The sequence below is a fragment of the Xenorhabdus sp. SGI240 genome, from assembly GCF_040081915.1.
Classification (GTDB): domain Bacteria; phylum Pseudomonadota; class Gammaproteobacteria; order Enterobacterales; family Enterobacteriaceae; genus Xenorhabdus; species Xenorhabdus bakwenae.
Genome location: NZ_JBEBMB010000015.1, coordinates 1 through 15,801 on the forward strand (window position 1 = coordinate 1; position 15,801 = coordinate 15,801).

Here is a 15,801-nt window from a genome sequence, read left to right on the forward strand (position 1 = left end):
GCGAGGCTGCGTATCTTACGCCTTTCGCCTCGAGAGTCAAGCGATTATTTTCGCTTTTCTCTCACTGTCCTTCGCGGCCTGTTTCAGCTCGGCGTCGGTCTGTGGGGGCGCATTATAGGGTGTTTTTCAGCGCTGACAATAGTTTTTTTGAAAATAGTTATCGTTTGATGAATTACACAGCAAAATGCCACTTTATACCTAGATATGCACAGATTTATCCACGCGTCGATATTTTGATAAAATTTATCGAGCATTACGCAAACGTTTTCGTTACAATCTGCGGAGGAAAAATCACCACGTGTTTTTTTAATATTGTTTTGAAATGTTATTGCAGAAACCATTTTTTCTACCAATCAGTGGATTTTCCCCAATAACACATTCTTGTTTTATGAAATTCAAGGGATCACACCAATGCAACAGCTTCGTCCAATCCGTCGTGCCCTGCTGAGTGTTTCTGACAAAGCGGGGGTTGTTGAATTTGCCAAAGCTTTATCCAATCGCAGTGTCGAACTGCTTTCAACGGGAGGCACTGCTCGTCTGCTGGCCGAAGCAGGATTGAATGTCACCGAGGTTTCTGACTATACAGGCTTCCCTGAAATGATGGATGGGCGAGTCAAAACACTTCACCCTAAAATTCATGGCGGCATTTTGGGTCGACGTGGACAGGATGATGAAGTGATGGGACAACACCAGATTTCACAGATTGATATGGTGGTTGTTAACCTTTATCCCTTTGCCCAAACCGTAGCAAAACCAGACTGCTCTCTGGACGATGCGGTAGAGAATATTGATATTGGTGGCCCCACAATGGTTCGCTCCGCTGCCAAAAACCACAAAGATGTGGCGATTGTTGTCAATAGCCAGGATTACGACAAAATTATTGAGGAGATGGATAACAACCAAAATTCACTGACACCGTCCACTCGCTTTAATTTAGCCATCAAGGCGTTTGAACACACCGCCGCTTATGACAGCATGATTGCCAATTACTTTGGTAAATTGGTTCCACCCTATTATGGTGAAACTGATCAACCATCAGGACGTTTCCCCCGCACGCTGAATCTCAATTTCATTAAGAAGCAGGATATGCGTTATGGTGAAAACAGCCACCAAGATGCAGCTTTCTATATAGAAGAGCAAATCACAGAAGCTTCAATTGTTACGGCAACCCAGTTACAAGGTAAAGCACTTTCTTATAACAATATCGCGGATACCGATGCCGCACTGGAATGTGTAAAAAGCTTTTCCGAACCAGCCTGCGTCATTGTCAAACACGCCAATCCTTGTGGCGTTGCGATTGGTTCTGACCTCCATACCGCCTACGACCGCGCTTTTAAAACCGATCCTACTTCTGCATTCGGTGGCATTATTGCCTTTAACCGTGAACTCGATACCAACACCGCTCAGGCTATTATTGAACGTCAATTTGTCGAAGTCATCATTGCGCCTTCTGTGAGTGAAGCAGCACTGCCGATTCTGGCAACAAAACAAAATGTCCGCGTTTTGGTGTGCGGCGAATGGCATTCGTCTGTTGCCAGCTTGGATTTCAAACGTGTCAACGGCGGTTTACTCGTACAAGATCGCGATCTAGGTATGGTGACAGAAGATAACCTGGTTGTTGTATCCCAACGTCAGCCAACGGAACAAGAGAGGCAAGATGCCCTGTTCTGCTGGAAAGTCGCTAAGTTCGTCAAATCCAATGCGATTGTTTATGCCAAGGATAATATGACCGTTGGTATTGGCGCCGGACAAATGAGCCGTGTTTACTCTGCCAAAATCGCTGGTATTAAGGCAGCCGATGAAGGATTGGAAGTTCAGGGCTGCGCTATGGCTTCAGATGCCTTTTTCCCATTCCGTGATGGTATTGATGCCGCTGCCGCTGTGGGGGTGAGCTGTATTATCCAACCCGGTGGATCCATTCGTGATGATGAAGTGATTGCCGCTGCCGATGAACACGGTATCGCCATGATTTTCACTGGTATGCGCCATTTTCGCCATTAACAATTTATGTCTTATTAATAGGAGACTCAGATGAACATATTGGTTATTGGCAGTGGCGGAAGAGAACATGCATTAGCCTGGAAAGCAGCGCAATCCCCTCTGGCAAACAAAGTTTATGTCGCACCAGGTAATGCGGGCACCGCATTGGAAGCTCATTTAGAAAATGTGAACATTGCCGCGACAGATATTGAAGGGTTGCTGGCATTTGCCCAAAATCATGATATTGGCCTGACCATTGTTGGGCCTGAAGCGCCACTGGTTATCGGTGTAGTTGATGCTTTCCAACAGGCAGGTCTGACGACTTTTGGCCCGACAAAAGCGGCTGCTCAATTGGAGGGTTCCAAAGCTTTCACCAAAGATTTCCTTGCCCGCCATCATATACCTACAGCGGCCTACCAAAATTTCACCGAAATTGAACCCGCACTGGCTTATCTGGAAAAAGTAGGCGCTCCAGTCGTTATCAAAGCTGACGGTTTGGCTGCCGGTAAAGGTGTAGTCGTTGCCACAACCCTGGATGAAGCACAAAGCGCTGTCAAAGATATGCTGGCAGGTAATGCATTTGGTAATGCCGGGCATCGTATTGTCATTGAAGAATTTCTGGCAGGCGAAGAAGCCAGTTTTATTGTCATGGTGGATGGCAAAAACGTGGTTCCTATGGCAACCAGTCAAGATCACAAGCGCGTAGGTAACGGCGATACAGGGCCGAACACCGGAGGAATGGGGGCTTACTCCCCCGCGCCGGTCGTCACGGATGAGATCCACCAACGAGTGATGGAGAAAATCATTTACCCTACCGTGAAAGGAATGGCGGCTGAAGGCCATACCTATGTGGGTTTTCTTTATGCGGGATTGATGATTGATAAACAGGGTGAATCGAAAGTGATCGAATTTAACTGTCGATTTGGTGATCCCGAAACCCAACCTATCATGATGCGTCTACGTTCTGATTTGGTCGAACTGTGTCTTGCCGGAGCCAAAGGCCAGTTAGGTGAAAAAAACTCTGTATGGGACGAACGCCCTGCCTTAGGCGTCGTACTGGCGGCGGGCGGTTATCCGGCCAGTTATACCAAAGGTGACGTTATCAGTGGATTAGATAAGCCTGATGCCGATGAATCTGGTATCAATGAAAAAGTCTTCCACGCAGGGACAGCCCTTAAGGATGAAAATATTATCACCGCGGGTGGACGTGTCTTATGTGTGACTGCCTTAGGCCGCGATATTGCAGACGCCCAGAAAAAAGTTTATCTGAAAGCCGAACAAATTAACTGGGAAGGGTGCTTTTATCGTAAAGATATTGGCTACCGAGCCATTGCCCGTTTGAAATAGCTCAATCTAAGCCGGCGGAAGGAACAGAATTACAGCTTATCTTTCGTCGGTTCCCAACGACAAAAATCATCATTGGCGACCAACAATAACTTTTTGCCTTCAGGCGAATCCAACCATGCAATAGTCAGTAAACCGGAACGATTGCTTTGCCTTTCTTCGAGCCATCTCTGTGCGTAAGGCTCAAATTCAATGAATAATTGTTTTCCTAAACAGGTGGTAACTCGCCCATTCTGCCAATGCCCTTGTAGCAACTTAACCTTATCTGCAATTAAAGTATCACTGATTTTTTCTATCTGTTTAGCATCAAATTTCAGACGAGCCACATCATCATCGGACAACGGTTCATTGCGTTTTTGCAATTGCCGTAGCTTAAAAATGACAGAATTATCTTGGGAGATACGTAATGTCTCTACGATGGGCGGATTATCAAACACATTGCGGCGGATTTGCCACAAACTGCCATGACGATATTCGTAGAAAGTCACAACGGTGTCTTTATTATGGGGAGCTTTATTGTGGTAGGGGCTGTAAACACTCATGATAACCTGAGGTTTACTGTTTTGATCGTTTAAACGCCATAAACGAATCACGCCGTTATCAGTCACAAAACCACTGGCGCTGAAAAGAGGTGTTGTTGGCTGAATCGAACAGGCGCTGAGCAAAGAGATGAACCCTAATGCTAACAGCCCCTGTAGAATCAACAAAAGGGGTTTATTTGCCCCTCTTATTTTTTTTCGCAATTCGATTACTTAACTGCGTCTTTCAGTGCTTTACCAGCGGAAAAAGCAGGCACGTTTGCTGCTGCGATTTTAATTTCTTTACCAGTCTGTGGGTTACGACCAGTACGCTCTGCACGATGATTAACTTTGAAAGTACCAAAGCCTACCAGCTGCACTGCATCACCATTTTTCAGAGATTCAGTGATTGCATTCAAAGTTGATTCCAGAGCAGCTTTAGCCTGGATTTTGGTCAGGTCTGCGCCTGCTGCAATTGCATCAACTAATTCAGTCTTATTCATAGATTATCCTTACAGTGTGTTTATCGTTTGCAAAGCATCGAGTGCGACGGATATGCCGATTTGACAGCACCCCTGCATACACGCACCGATAGCCACTTCTTTTCGCCCTCCAATGTAGAACAGAGTGAGGGCAAATGTGAAGACTTTAAATACGGCAAATCAAGCACTAAGTCACGTTTTATAAGTTATTGCGCCAAATTTATGCCGATATTGCTGACTTCCGCCTCACGGAGATCAGTCCTTAATCCTTTAATTAATTCGATGTCCCGTTCTTCGCAATCTGCCAACAAACGGTAAATCTCCCATTGAATGTCCCATTCTTCCTCAATGGCAGGTAATACTTTTAACTCATCCTCGGTCATTTCTCTACCGGCCTGCGTCATTTCCAGCATAGCAACAGTACGGATGGATGTTTCACTGACGGCTATTGCATGTTCTAACGTCGAGCCACTCAGACGAGAATGAATGACTTCACTCAATGCAATGCACGCATCAATCGCCGGATACACACCATAAATATCATAATCTTCCGATGATGGGATAATGGCTTCCAATTTTTCCAGCTGATTATCAAAATTCACTTTTACATCTTTAACGACCAAAATTTCCCACACAAGATCCAGAATGCGGCGATATTGTACAGGGTCTGCAAATCTGCTTTGGAGACAAAATGCCTGATAATTTGGATACATCCGCTCACATAGACTAGCCATAAAAGTCAAATGTTGCCAACTTTCGAGTTTCTCCAACCGCAGATGGATCGGGTTTCTTAACATTGGTCGTTACTCATAATGCCTAATTTGCGTCGAAGTTTACCTGAAAATCAAGAATATCCACACTTTTCCGCCACAATTATAGATTTTTCTGCATTGTTTGCTTAAAAAATAACCTATTTGAGGCAATCCCGTCCGCCCAACGGGTGGGTTCAGGCAGTTTATATCCCCCCATACACTGCTCAACCCAAAAGACCGCACTATCAATACTGATCTTGTGTCCAGGGGAAATATAGAGCGGATTACATCTTTTTTTACTTCTCAATACGACACCAATCTGCTCACCGTGATCCATCAGTGGCTGACGATCACCCAGAACCTCTCCTACCTGCGCATGTTCACCACACAAACGGCTTTTTGCCACCCCAATGGTGGGAACATCCACGAAGACCCCAAAATGGCTGGCGATACCAAAACGCCGAGGATGGGCAATGCCCTGACCATCCACCATCACCAAATCAGGCCGCAAACTTAATTTTTGCCATGCAGCTATCAGTGCAGGATATTCACGAAATGAGAGTAAACCGGGGATATAGGGAAGTACCGTATCAATTCTGGCAATTTGGTATTCAACCAATTCCAGTGAAGGATATTGCAATACCGCAATGGCGGCACGGGTTACCGTACCGCTTTTTTCAAACCCAACATCAGCACCCGCAATGAACTTCGGCGTAAAATCTGGCGTGAAAGACGCAGAAAAAGCATCATGGCGGATAACCAGCCGTGATTTCTCTATCTGTTCCTGACGTAATGCCTTTGTATCAATCATAGAATCATTGATGGTATTTTACTGAAAGCCGATGTACTGCTTCAACGAATGCGCCTGCGTGTTCTGGCGGAACATCCTGATGAATACCGTGCCCCAAATTGAAAACATGCCCACTGCCCACACCAAAATCTTGTAAAATTGTCGACACTTCTTCTTCAATTCGTGCTGGCGGGGCATATAACATGGACGGGTCCATATTACCCTGCAAGGCGACCTTATCTCCAACGCGCCGACGCGCATCAGCCATATTCGTTGTCCAATCCAAACCAAGCGCATCACATCCTGTCGCCGCCATCGCCTCAAGCCACTGCCCTCCCCCTTTGGTAAACAGGGTCACAGGCACACGACGTCCTTCATGTTCGTGGATCAATCCATCAACAATTTTATGCATGTATTGCAGGGAAAACGCCAGATAATCGCGATGAGACAAAACCCCACCCCAGGTATCGAAAATCATGACAGATTGAGCGCCGGCTTTTATTTGCGCATTCAGATATAAAATAACGCTGTTTGCCAATTTATCCAGTAACATATGCAATGTAGCAGGCTCCGTATACATCATGGCCTTAATTTTGGTGAAAGCCTTGCTGCTTCCGCCTTCAACCATATATGTGGCCAATGTCCACGGGCTACCAGAAAACCCGATCAAAGGCACTTGCCCTGCCAATGCCTTACGAATAGCCCGCACGGCATCCATAACATAGCCTAACTCCAGTTCGGGATCAGGCACAGGCAATTTTTCTACATCAGCATGATTCTGAATCGGAGAATGAAAACGTGGCCCTTCTCCCGTTTCAAAATACAGCCCTAATCCCATCGCATCAGGAATAGTCAAAATATCAGAAAACAGGATAGCGGCATCCAGCGGAAAGCGGCGTAAGGGCTGGAGAGTCACTTCACAAGCCAATTCGGTGTTTTTACATAACGAGATGAAATCTCCCGCCGCCTGACGCGTAGCTTTATATTCAGGTAAATATCGACCGGCCTGACGCATCATCCATACCGGGGTGATATCGACGGGCTGACGCAATAAGGCACGCAGATAGCGGTCGTTTTTCAACTCATTCATGACAAGCTCCCTTGATTAATTTATGCACGACAAACACACGAAAAAACTGGCGCAGTTTAACATGCCTGAAATTGAACTTCTGGCATAACCTCCCATAACGTGATGATTACTGATGACGGCATAACGCCACCGTATCTTCAATTAAACGGCGAGCAATCGTATCAGGAGGAGGAATCAAGGGAAGATTATCATAACGGTGCCAATCTGCACTGATAAGTTCAGCGGGGTCAATATTGATTTCACCGCTCTCATAATCGGCCAGAAAGCCTACCATCAATGAATTCGGGAAAGGCCATGGCTGGGAGGCGACATAACGCAAATTACGGATCGTAATTCCGCTCTCTTCCATCACTTCACGATGCACAGTCTCCTCCAGCGTTTCCCCCACTTCAACAAAACCGGCCAGCACGGTATGGACCCCATTGCGGTGACGCTGGTGTTGTGCCAGCAAGATATGGTCATCACGGCGAATACCGACAATAATGCTGGGTGCAATTTGTGGATAATAATGTTCCTGGCAGTGGTGGCACAAACAAGCCCATTCACGCTGGCTATGCTGCATCTCATGACCACAGTAACCACAATAGTGATGTGAACGATAAAACTCAGCCAATTGAACACCACGCCCAACCAACTGAAATAACTTAGCATCCCGATCAGCAATTAAACGGGGAGAGGACATATCTGAAGCCATTTTTTGACGAACCAACCAGACCGTCTCCCCCAACCACTCACCGATGGGTTTTGCCATATGGCCTTGCAATGACCATTGACCGGCCGTACCTAAAGGTAACTCTCCTTGTGGTAGCCAAACCCGATTCTCAAGACTGACAATCCACCAGCCTTGTTCTCTACCTGTCAGTTTTTGTTGCATAATCTGTTCCATCATGGGTTATGTGATTTATGACGTCTTCAATCTCGTTATAGTAACCGCACTGGTGAATACTCTTCTTAAATAGGAGTCACAGTAATGTCAAAACAAATACGCCCAAAAACGGGGTTGTAGTTTTCACAATCCCCTTTATACTTTGGGGGGTTTTTTCTTGTCGGAGTGCCTAGCGTTCAACGTATATCACGATGGACACAGGCTGAGACCGTTAATTCGGGATCCGCAGAACCTGATCGGGCTAATACCCGCGAAGGGAACAAGAGTAATCACTACGCTGCCAGTATTTTGTACATTTATGCAATCATGTACAAATACCAATCAGCCCCAACCATTACTCCCTGCGAGCTCCAGACAAGCAATTTTCTCAACTTAAGCCTGATCAACAATGAGACAGGCGATAACACAGTCAGGAATTTGCTATGTCTAAGTCCAACAATATCGTTATTTCGAATACGGTTATTCCAACGGCTGATATCTCGCCTAAAGCCCATCCAGCGAGGCCACGTAAGGTTCAAAGAGATGCGGCACAAGCATTTATCCATTCCGTTCAAGGGGTCACATTTCCCAATTCAAAGCGCATTTACCTTGAAGGCTCACGCCAAGATATTCAGGTTCCTATGCGTGAAATCCAACTTTCTCCCACATTCATTGGGGGCACGAAAGAAAATCCCCAATTTGAGGCAAACGAACCTGTCCCGGTTTATGACACTTCCGGCTCTTATGGCGATCCTGCTGCCATACTGGATGTAAGGAAGGGTTTACCTAAGATCCGCCAGCCGTGGATTGATGAACGCAATGATACCGAACCTGTTTCAGCCCTCAGTTCTGATTTTACCCAACAACGCCTTGCTGATGCCGGATTGGATCACCTGCGCTTTCACCATCGTCCACATCCACTGAAATCCAGGCAGGGTAAGTGTGTCACCCAATTGCACTATGCACGCCAGGGGATCATCACACCAGAAATGGAATTTATCGCCTTGCGTGAAAATATGGGGCGCGAGCGCATTCGCAGTGAAGTCTTGCGCCAGCAACATGCAGGGCAAAGTTTCGGTGCCAACTTACCGGAAAACATCACAGCCGAATTTGTCCGTCAGGAAGTTGCTGCCGGCCGTGCGATTATTCCCGCCAACATTAATCATCCTGAATCTGAACCGATGATTATTGGTCGCAATTTCCTGGTGAAAGTGAATGCCAATATCGGTAACTCCTCCGTCACATCCTCTATTGAAGAAGAGGTGGAAAAACTGATCTGGTCTACCCGCTGGGGCGCAGATACCGTGATGGATCTCTCCACCGGACGCTACATCCACGAAACCCGCGAATGGATACTACGCAATAGCCCGGTTCCCATTGGTACTGTGCCGATTTATCAGGCACTGGAAAAGGTCAACGGCATCGCAGAAAACCTGACATGGGAAATGTTCCGCGATACCTTGCTGGAACAGGCCGAACAAGGCGTGGATTATTTCACTATTCATGCTGGTGTGCTGCTACGTTATGTCCCGATGACCGCCAAACGCCTGACCGGTATTGTTTCCCGTGGCGGCTCAATTATGGCGAAGTGGTGCCTTTCCCATCACCAAGAAAATTTCCTCTACACCCACTTCCGCGAAATCTGTGAAATTTGTGCGGCCTATGACGTCTCCCTCTCTTTGGGGGATGGGTTGCGTCCTGGCTCAATTCAGGATGCCAATGACGAAGCCCAATTCGCAGAATTGTATACTCTTGGCGAGCTGACTAGGATCGCATGGGAGTACGATGTTCAAGTCATGATTGAAGGACCCGGGCATATCCCAATGCAACTGATCCGCCGTAATATGACGGAAGAACTCGAACACTGCCACGAGGCCCCATTTTATACCCTGGGACCATTGACGACCGATATCGCCCCAGGTTATGACCATTTCACCTCTGGCATCGGCGCTGCCATGATTGGCTGGTTTGGCTGTGCCATGCTGTGTTATGTCACGCCCAAAGAACACCTCGGGCTGCCCAATAAAGAGGATGTCAAACAAGGCCTGATTACTTACAAAATCGCAGCCCATGCGGCAGATCTCGCCAAAGGCCATCCGGGAGCACAAATCCGTGACAATGCGATGTCAAAGGCGCGGTTTGAATTCCGCTGGGAAGATCAATTCAATCTGGCACTTGATCCTGACACCGCCCGCGCCTACCACGATGAAACCTTACCGCAGGAATCCGGCAAAGTTGCCCACTTCTGTTCCATGTGTGGGCCAAAATTCTGCTCAATGAAAATCACCCAGGATGTGCGCGATTATGCAGCAAAACTGGAACAGGAAGCGGGTATGGAACAGATGTCAGAAGCCTTCCGTTCCCGTGGCAGCGAACTCTATCACAGTGCTGAGGAGGTGACGCATGAAAAATCAGCCTGATACCTCAACGCTTCCACAAGCCCCCTTTGCCCCAACAATGCACCGATTGGGGCTTTATCCGGTGGTGGATTCCCTGACGTGGATTGAGCGTTTACTGGAAGCCGGCGTCAAAACCCTGCAATTGCGCATCAAAGACCAGCCGGAAGAACAGGTAGAGAAAGATATTCAGTCCGCCATTGCGCTCGGTCACCAATATAATGCACGATTATTCATTAATGATTATTGGCGTCTGGCAATTAAACATCAGGCCTATGGCGTTCATTTAGGACAGGAAGATCTCGACATCGCGGATCTCCATGCCATCCAGCAAGCCGGATTGCGTCTGGGCATTTCTACCCACGATCAACAAGAACTGGCGCGGGCAAAATCCCTGCGCCCCTCTTATATTGCACTAGGGCATATTTTTCCCACTACCACGAAAGAGATGCCCTCATCACCACAGGGCCTTGAAGCACTCAAACATCAAGTGGAGATCACCCCAGAATATCCTACCGTCGCCATTGGCGGTATTTCACTGGAGAGGGTGCCGGAGGTGGTGGCAACGGGAGTCGGTGGCGTGGCACTGGTCAGTGCGATTACAAAAGCGAAAGATTGGCGACAGACAACAGCCAGATTGCTTCATCTGGTTGAGTATCAAGATCGGGGGCTTTTATGTTAAACGATCAAGAATTTATGCGTTACAGCCGCCAATTACTGCTGGAAGACATTGGTCCCGGAGGACAAGAGAAATTAAAAGCCAGCAAGGTGCTGGTTGTCGGTTTGGGGGGATTAGGATCGCCGGCTGCGCTCTATCTCGCGGCAGCAGGGGTAGGAAACCTTTATCTGGCAGATGATGACACGTTGCATATCTCAAACCTGCAACGCCAAATTATCTATCGCAGCGCAGATATTCCTGCCAACAAAGCCCAATTAGCCGCAAAACAACTGGCTGAACTAAACCCACAAATCCATATCACTGCACTCACTGAACGGCAAGATCGCAAATCTTTGGTTAATGCTGTCAGCCAAGTCGATTTGGTCTTGGATTGCTGCGACAATATGGCAACTCGCCATGCCATCAATGCCGCCTGTATTGCAGAAAACAAACCACTTATCAGCGGCAGTGCCGTCGGTTTTAGTGGACAATTAATGGTATTGACTCCTCCCTACCAGCACGGTTGCTATGCCTGCCTCTATCCTAATCAAGAAGAACCTCACCGAAATTGTCGGACAGCCGGTATCTTAGGTCCTATCGTTGGGATCATCGGCACCTTGCAATCATTGGAAGCCATAAAAATGCTGACAGGTCTTTCTTCTCCCTTAAACGGAAAACTCCGGCTGTTTGATGGCAAGCAGCAAAGCTGGAGCACATTACAGCTTACTCGTTCATCACAGTGCCCAATTTGTGGTGCTACCAGACAAACCGATAAAAAGCGGTTAGGAAAAGAGGTCGCATGAACATTATCGTCAACGATCAACCCATGACACTGAGTGCCCCCATGACAGTGCAACAATTTCTGGAACATCAATTGCTGGAACCGATAGAACGCCCGCAATCAGGTACTGCTCTGGCTATCAATCAAACCATTATTCCGCGTTCAGAATGGCAAACCCATCAGATTAATGACGGGGACGCTATCTTGCTGTTTCAGGCCATTGCGGGTGGCTGATATTGTCGGAGGTTAATTTTATGTTAAAAATTGCAGATGCGACCTTCCAGTCCCGCCTATTTACCGGAACAGGTAAATTTGCCAATGCAAAATTAATGATCGACGCGATCCGTGCTTCTGGCAGCCAATTGGTCACCATGGCAATGAAACGCATCGATCTCCACGGCAATAATGACGATGGCATTCTTGCCCCACTGCAACAGTTAGGTGTCAGACTGCTACCCAATACTTCTGGCGCTAAAACTGCGGAGGAAGCGATCTTCGCCGCTCGACTCGCACGGGAAGCGTTGGGAACTCACTGGATTAAATTGGAGATCCACCCCGATGTAAAATACCTGCTGCCCGATCCGGTTGAAACCTTAAAAGGAGCGGAACAGCTGGTCAAAGAAGGATTTATCGTTCTACCCTATTGTGGCGCGGATCCTGTCCTGTGCCGCCGCCTGGAAGAAGTCGGCTGTGCTGCTGTTATGCCATTGGGTGCCCCTATCGGTTCAAATAAGGGGTTACTGACCCGCGATTTTCTACAAATCATCATCGAACAGGCTAACGTACCCGTGGTGGTGGATGCCGGGATCGGCGCACCGAGCCATGCGCTGGCCGCTATCGAAATGGGGGCGGATGCTGTGCTGGTGAATACCGCCATCGCGGTTGCCCGCCATCCCGTTAAAATGGCGCAGGCATTCAAAACGGCCATTGAAGCTGGCGAACTTTCACATCAGGCAGGCGTAGCAAGCCAGAAATCTTATGCTGAGGCCTCCAGCCCACTGACCGATTTTCTGGGGGTATTATGACAAACCGAACATTCAGCCAACGCTGGCAACAACTGGATTGGGATGACATCACCCTACGCATCAACAGTAAAACATCGCGGGACATTGAACAGGCACTAAACAGTACTCGCTTGACGTTGGATGACTTTATGGCCCTGCTCTCCCCTGCGGCACTGCCTTATCTTGAACCGCTCGCCCAACGCGCACAACAACTGACTCGCCAACGTTTTGGTCATACCGTGGGATTTTTTATCCCACTCTATCTTTCCAATCTGTGTGCCAACGACTGCACTTATTGTGGTTTTTCCATGAGCAATCACATTAAGCGCAAGACACTCAATGAACAGGAGATTGAGGCAGAATGTCTTGCGCTGAAAAAACGGGGATTTGAGCATATTCTGCTGGTGACCGGGGAACACCAAAACAAAGTTGGCATGGCTTATTTTCGTCGCTATCTTCCCCTGATCCGCCGCCATTTCAGCTCTGTCTCAATGGAAGTTCAGCCACTGGCGCAAGAGGAATATGCTGAACTGAAAACATTGGGATTGGATGGCGTGATGGTCTATCAGGAAACTTACCATCAGCCCAGCTATCAACTGCATCATCTGAAAGGCAAAAAGCAGGATTTCCACTGGCGACTGGAAACACCGGAACGCCTTGGTCGAGCGGGCATAGACAAGATTGGGCTAGGCGCTTTGATTGGGCTATCCCACAATTGGCGGACAGATTGTTATATGGTGGCTGAACACCTCTTCTTCCTGCAAAAACGGTTCTGGAAAAGCCGTTATTCCCTCTCTTTTCCTCGACTACGTCCCTGCGCAGGCGGTATAGAACCCGCTTCTTTAATGAATGAAGCCGAACTGGTGCAACTGATTTGCGCTTTCCGCCTGCTGGCACCCGATGTAGAGCTTTCCCTGTCTACCCGTGAATCACCCTTTTTTCGTGATCACGTTGTTCCTCTTGCGATCAACAATATCAGTGCAGGTTCAAAAACCCAGCCGGGCGGTTATGCCGATGGACACCACGAATTGGAACAATTCGCTCCCCACGACAATCGTTCTGTTTTTCAGGTCGCCGAAGCGTTGATTAAATCGGGTTTACAGCCCGTCTGGAAAGATTGGGACAATTACTTAGGTCGATAATTTTTAGTAGACAGTTTTTATTTGGGTATGCTGCAATCGCGGCATACCTTCTTATAATGCGCAAAAATAGAATCATAATAAGTAAAAGAACCATTAATGTGCAGGAACATGCACATTAATGGTTATGATTAGTAGAGAGCTAACTTAAATCATGCAGGTGCTTTTTCAACGATGACGTGAGACTAAAGTTTGAAAACCTCACCTGTAAGCCTTCACGTTCTGGTGAGCAGCACATCGCCCCGACAAAAATCCGCTGATTGCCAACGGTAAAAGGAGACAATCGCAGTAACGGCCATATCACGCCATCCGTGGAATACTGCAACCGGATAGCCCCATCATGGTAAGTCAGCCGTAACCAGAATTTCTCCGGAGTACCGGGAAAAATCCCCATGGCCCAGTCAGAACATCCATTTGTCAATACACTGCCGATGGTTGCCTGCCCATCAGAATGTTCAACGCCCGCTTTTAGCCAATGTTGCTCATCCACCAATAACATCACACCAGCCTGATCATATAATTGTTCAAACTGGCCTTCGATACAAAACTGGAAGGTAAAACCTTCTTCAAGTTTAAAATCATCAATATAGCCACCAAATACATGACCACTATGACGCTGAAAACCATACCATGTATCACGCCAGAAATCGGTTTTATTGTCTGTCGTGACATGAAGCTCATTATCCTGACACCGCCATAAAGCAGGTTCATTCAACCAATAGCATTGCTGCAAATTCATCAATATTTACCCTGTTATTTCCTGGTGGGATTAACCAAACCATATCCCGCTAACAATGAAAGGGAAAGCACAGCTATACAAGCAAAAGCACCATGTAATGTTACCAGATGAGCCAAACCACCAATAATTGCCGGCCCAAGCAAAATCCCTGAATATCCCATCGTAGAAACGGCAGAAACTGCTAACGCATCAGGCATCACTTTCTGCTGACCTGAAGCGGTGAAAAACATCGGCGCCAGATTGGATAATCCCGCGCCTATCATCAGGAAAGAAATGCCCAACTGAATTGGGCTGGTTGCCAGATAGATCAGCACAAACCCTGACGACGCCAAAATCGCACTACCTAAAAATACGCGTCGATATCCACATGCCGCAATGATCTTGTCACCCAAAAATCGCCCCGCAGTCATGGTAATGGCAAACAGCGTATAGCCAAAACCCGCCTGATGACTATTCATGTTGTGCACACTACTTAATAAGATCCCGCTCCAATCCAACATGGAGCCTTCCATCAAGTAAACCACAAAACAAAGCGAACCAATCAAGATAACAATGCCGCGAGGTAAGGCAAAAAATGGCGTTTCTTCCGTTTCGGCGTTATCCAGCATACCATTCCACGTTGGCAACAATAGCAGAATAACAAGTGCCACTACGACAATTGTGGCCTGAAATGGCGAGATCCCCAAAAACAACAATAAGCTGACCGTACCCGCTCCCGCAATTCCCCCCAGGCTGAACAATGCATGAAAGCCCGACATAATTGGTTGGTGGACTCTTTTCTCAATATTAACCGCATGGATATTGATCACCACATCTGTCGCCCCAATTCCCATACCAAATACAAACAAAGCGCAAGCCAGTGTCAATGGGGTAGAGAGCACACTTAGCCCCGGCAATATTAAAATAGCCAATAATGCGAAAAAGGTAAAAATCTTCCGGCAGCCAAAGCGAGTTGCCAACATTCCCGCTATTGGCATCATAATAAAAGAACCGATACCAAACACCAGTATCAGAAGCCCCATTGAACCATCATCCAGCCCAAACCGTTCCTTTACCAATGGGATCAGCGGTGCCCAACTGGCAATACTGAATCCCGCAATAAAAAATGAAACGCGCGTTGCTATAACAGGCTGCTTTATTGAAGAAACTGTATATTCCTCAGACAATTTGAATCCTCCAATCAATATCCTTCAAAAAACCATATCTTTTAAACCATATCTTTTAAACAACGCCTTCCGCCAGAACTGGCAGAAGGCGTCAATT

Annotated in this window: 16 protein-coding genes and 1 riboswitch; of the genes, 8 read left to right on the forward strand and 8 right to left on the reverse strand. The window is 47.3% G+C overall.

Going from position 1 to position 15,801, the window contains the following annotated elements:
• The first annotated feature begins 411 nt into the window (after positions 1–411).
• A complete protein-coding gene (gene purH / locus ABLA76_RS04250) occupies positions 412–2,001 on the forward strand; it encodes a bifunctional phosphoribosylaminoimidazolecarboxamide formyltransferase/IMP cyclohydrolase (protein ID WP_348986984.1) in 1,590 nt (529 codons plus the stop codon).
• A gap of 30 nt (positions 2,002–2,031) precedes the next feature.
• A complete protein-coding gene (gene purD, locus ABLA76_RS04255) occupies positions 2,032–3,327 on the forward strand; it encodes a phosphoribosylamine--glycine ligase (protein WP_348986985.1) in 1,296 nt (431 codons plus the stop codon).
• Between the two features lie 29 nt (positions 3,328–3,356).
• Here the strand turns inward: purD and ABLA76_RS04260 are convergent, their stop codons facing one another.
• From ABLA76_RS04260 to nudC, 6 genes are all read right to left on the reverse strand, one after another.
• Positions 3,357–4,025 carry a DUF1481 domain-containing protein gene (locus tag ABLA76_RS04260; RefSeq protein ID WP_348987010.1) on the reverse strand — a complete coding sequence of 223 codons (669 nt, stop codon included), beginning with the start codon at positions 4,023–4,025 and terminating at the stop codon, positions 3,357–3,359.
• Between the two features lie 47 nt (positions 4,026–4,072).
• On the reverse strand, positions 4,073–4,345 hold the full coding sequence (gene hupA / locus ABLA76_RS04265) for a nucleoid-associated protein HU-alpha (protein ID WP_047771029.1): 273 nt from the start codon (positions 4,343–4,345) through the stop codon (positions 4,073–4,075).
• 185 nt (positions 4,346–4,530) lie between these two features.
• Positions 4,531–5,121: a YjaG family protein gene (locus ABLA76_RS04270; RefSeq protein ID WP_285809209.1), complete on the reverse strand. Its 591-nt coding sequence runs from the start codon at positions 5,119–5,121 to the stop codon at positions 4,531–4,533.
• Between the two features lie 76 nt (positions 5,122–5,197).
• Complete coding sequence (nfi, locus tag ABLA76_RS04275; protein ID WP_285809207.1) at positions 5,198–5,887, reverse strand: deoxyribonuclease V; 690 nt, start codon at positions 5,885–5,887, stop codon at positions 5,198–5,200.
• Positions 5,888–5,891: 4 nt separating this feature from the next.
• Positions 5,892–6,956, reverse strand: coding sequence for a uroporphyrinogen decarboxylase (gene hemE / locus ABLA76_RS04280; RefSeq protein ID WP_348986986.1), 1,065 nt, complete (start codon positions 6,954–6,956; stop codon positions 5,892–5,894).
• A gap of 106 nt (positions 6,957–7,062) precedes the next feature.
• Positions 7,063–7,830 (reverse strand): NAD(+) diphosphatase, encoded by a 768-nt coding sequence (nudC, locus tag ABLA76_RS04285; RefSeq protein ID WP_348986987.1) that lies wholly within the window; start codon positions 7,828–7,830, stop codon positions 7,063–7,065.
• A gap of 163 nt (positions 7,831–7,993) precedes the next feature.
• A riboswitch (TPP riboswitch) is annotated at positions 7,994–8,118 on the forward strand.
• 146 nt (positions 8,119–8,264) lie between these two features.
• On the opposite strand from nudC, the gene thiC reads away from it, so the two are divergent.
• The 6 genes from thiC to thiH are packed head-to-tail and all read left to right on the forward strand — an operon-like array spanning position 8,265 to position 13,802.
• A complete protein-coding gene (gene thiC, locus ABLA76_RS04290; RefSeq protein WP_348986988.1) occupies positions 8,265–10,241 on the forward strand; it encodes a phosphomethylpyrimidine synthase ThiC in 1,977 nt (658 codons plus the stop codon).
• Positions 10,225–10,899 (forward strand): thiamine phosphate synthase, encoded by a 675-nt coding sequence (thiE, locus tag ABLA76_RS04295; protein WP_348986989.1) that lies wholly within the window; start codon positions 10,225–10,227, stop codon positions 10,897–10,899. Before thiC ends, thiE begins: the two co-directional genes overlap by 17 nt.
• Entirely contained in the window at positions 10,893–11,678 is a 786-nt protein-coding gene (locus ABLA76_RS04300) for a HesA/MoeB/ThiF family protein (RefSeq protein ID WP_047771035.1), read from the forward strand. The genes thiE and ABLA76_RS04300 overlap by 7 nt, the downstream gene beginning before the upstream one ends.
• On the forward strand, positions 11,675–11,890 hold the full coding sequence (gene thiS, locus ABLA76_RS04305) for a sulfur carrier protein ThiS (protein WP_348986990.1): 216 nt from the start codon (positions 11,675–11,677) through the stop codon (positions 11,888–11,890). The genes ABLA76_RS04300 and thiS overlap by 4 nt, the downstream gene beginning before the upstream one ends.
• A gap of 20 nt (positions 11,891–11,910) precedes the next feature.
• A complete protein-coding gene (locus ABLA76_RS04310; protein WP_348986991.1) occupies positions 11,911–12,681 on the forward strand; it encodes a thiazole synthase in 771 nt (256 codons plus the stop codon).
• On the forward strand, positions 12,678–13,802 hold the full coding sequence (gene thiH, locus ABLA76_RS04315) for a 2-iminoacetate synthase ThiH (RefSeq protein ID WP_348986992.1): 1,125 nt from the start codon (positions 12,678–12,680) through the stop codon (positions 13,800–13,802). The genes ABLA76_RS04310 and thiH overlap by 4 nt, the downstream gene beginning before the upstream one ends.
• A 139-nt stretch (positions 13,803–13,941) precedes the next feature.
• Here thiH and ABLA76_RS04320 read toward each other — a convergent pair whose 3' ends face one another.
• Positions 13,942–14,538 (reverse strand): DUF1349 domain-containing protein, encoded by a 597-nt coding sequence (locus tag ABLA76_RS04320; protein WP_348986993.1) that lies wholly within the window; start codon positions 14,536–14,538, stop codon positions 13,942–13,944.
• 14 nt (positions 14,539–14,552) lie between these two features.
• Positions 14,553–15,704: an MFS transporter gene (locus ABLA76_RS04325; RefSeq protein ID WP_348986994.1), complete on the reverse strand. Its 1,152-nt coding sequence runs from the start codon at positions 15,702–15,704 to the stop codon at positions 14,553–14,555.
• Positions 15,705–15,801: the final 97 nt, after the last annotated feature.

What these genes read in the sequence shown, in the direction of transcription:
- purH (WP_348986984.1), top strand. Translation starts at nt 412, where the DNA reads ATGCAACAGCTTCGTCCAATCCGTCGTGCCCTGCTGAGTGTTTCTGAC.
- purD (WP_348986985.1), top strand. Translation starts at nt 2,032, where the DNA reads ATGAACATATTGGTTATTGGCAGTGGCGGAAGAGAACATGCATTAGCC.
- hupA (WP_047771029.1), bottom strand. Translation starts at nt 4,345, where the DNA reads ATGAATAAGACTGAATTAGTTGATGCAATTGCAGCAGGCGCAGACCTG.
- ABLA76_RS04270 (WP_285809209.1), bottom strand. Translation starts at nt 5,121, where the DNA reads ATGTTAAGAAACCCGATCCATCTGCGGTTGGAGAAACTCGAAAGTTGG.
- nfi (WP_285809207.1), bottom strand. Translation starts at nt 5,887, where the DNA reads ATGATTGATACAAAGGCATTACGTCAGGAACAGATAGAGAAATCACGG.
- hemE (WP_348986986.1), bottom strand. Translation starts at nt 6,956, where the DNA reads ATGAATGAGTTGAAAAACGACCGCTATCTGCGTGCCTTATTGCGTCAG.
- nudC (WP_348986987.1), bottom strand. Translation starts at nt 7,830, where the DNA reads ATGCAACAAAAACTGACAGGTAGAGAACAAGGCTGGTGGATTGTCAGT.
- thiC (WP_348986988.1), top strand. Translation starts at nt 8,265, where the DNA reads ATGTCTAAGTCCAACAATATCGTTATTTCGAATACGGTTATTCCAACG.
- thiE (WP_348986989.1), top strand. Translation starts at nt 10,225, where the DNA reads ATGAAAAATCAGCCTGATACCTCAACGCTTCCACAAGCCCCCTTTGCC.
- ABLA76_RS04300 (WP_047771035.1), top strand. Translation starts at nt 10,893, where the DNA reads ATGTTAAACGATCAAGAATTTATGCGTTACAGCCGCCAATTACTGCTG.
- thiS (WP_348986990.1), top strand. Translation starts at nt 11,675, where the DNA reads ATGAACATTATCGTCAACGATCAACCCATGACACTGAGTGCCCCCATG.
- ABLA76_RS04310 (WP_348986991.1), top strand. Translation starts at nt 11,911, where the DNA reads ATGTTAAAAATTGCAGATGCGACCTTCCAGTCCCGCCTATTTACCGGA.
- thiH (WP_348986992.1), top strand. Translation starts at nt 12,678, where the DNA reads ATGACAAACCGAACATTCAGCCAACGCTGGCAACAACTGGATTGGGAT.
- ABLA76_RS04320 (WP_348986993.1), bottom strand. Translation starts at nt 14,538, where the DNA reads ATGAATTTGCAGCAATGCTATTGGTTGAATGAACCTGCTTTATGGCGG.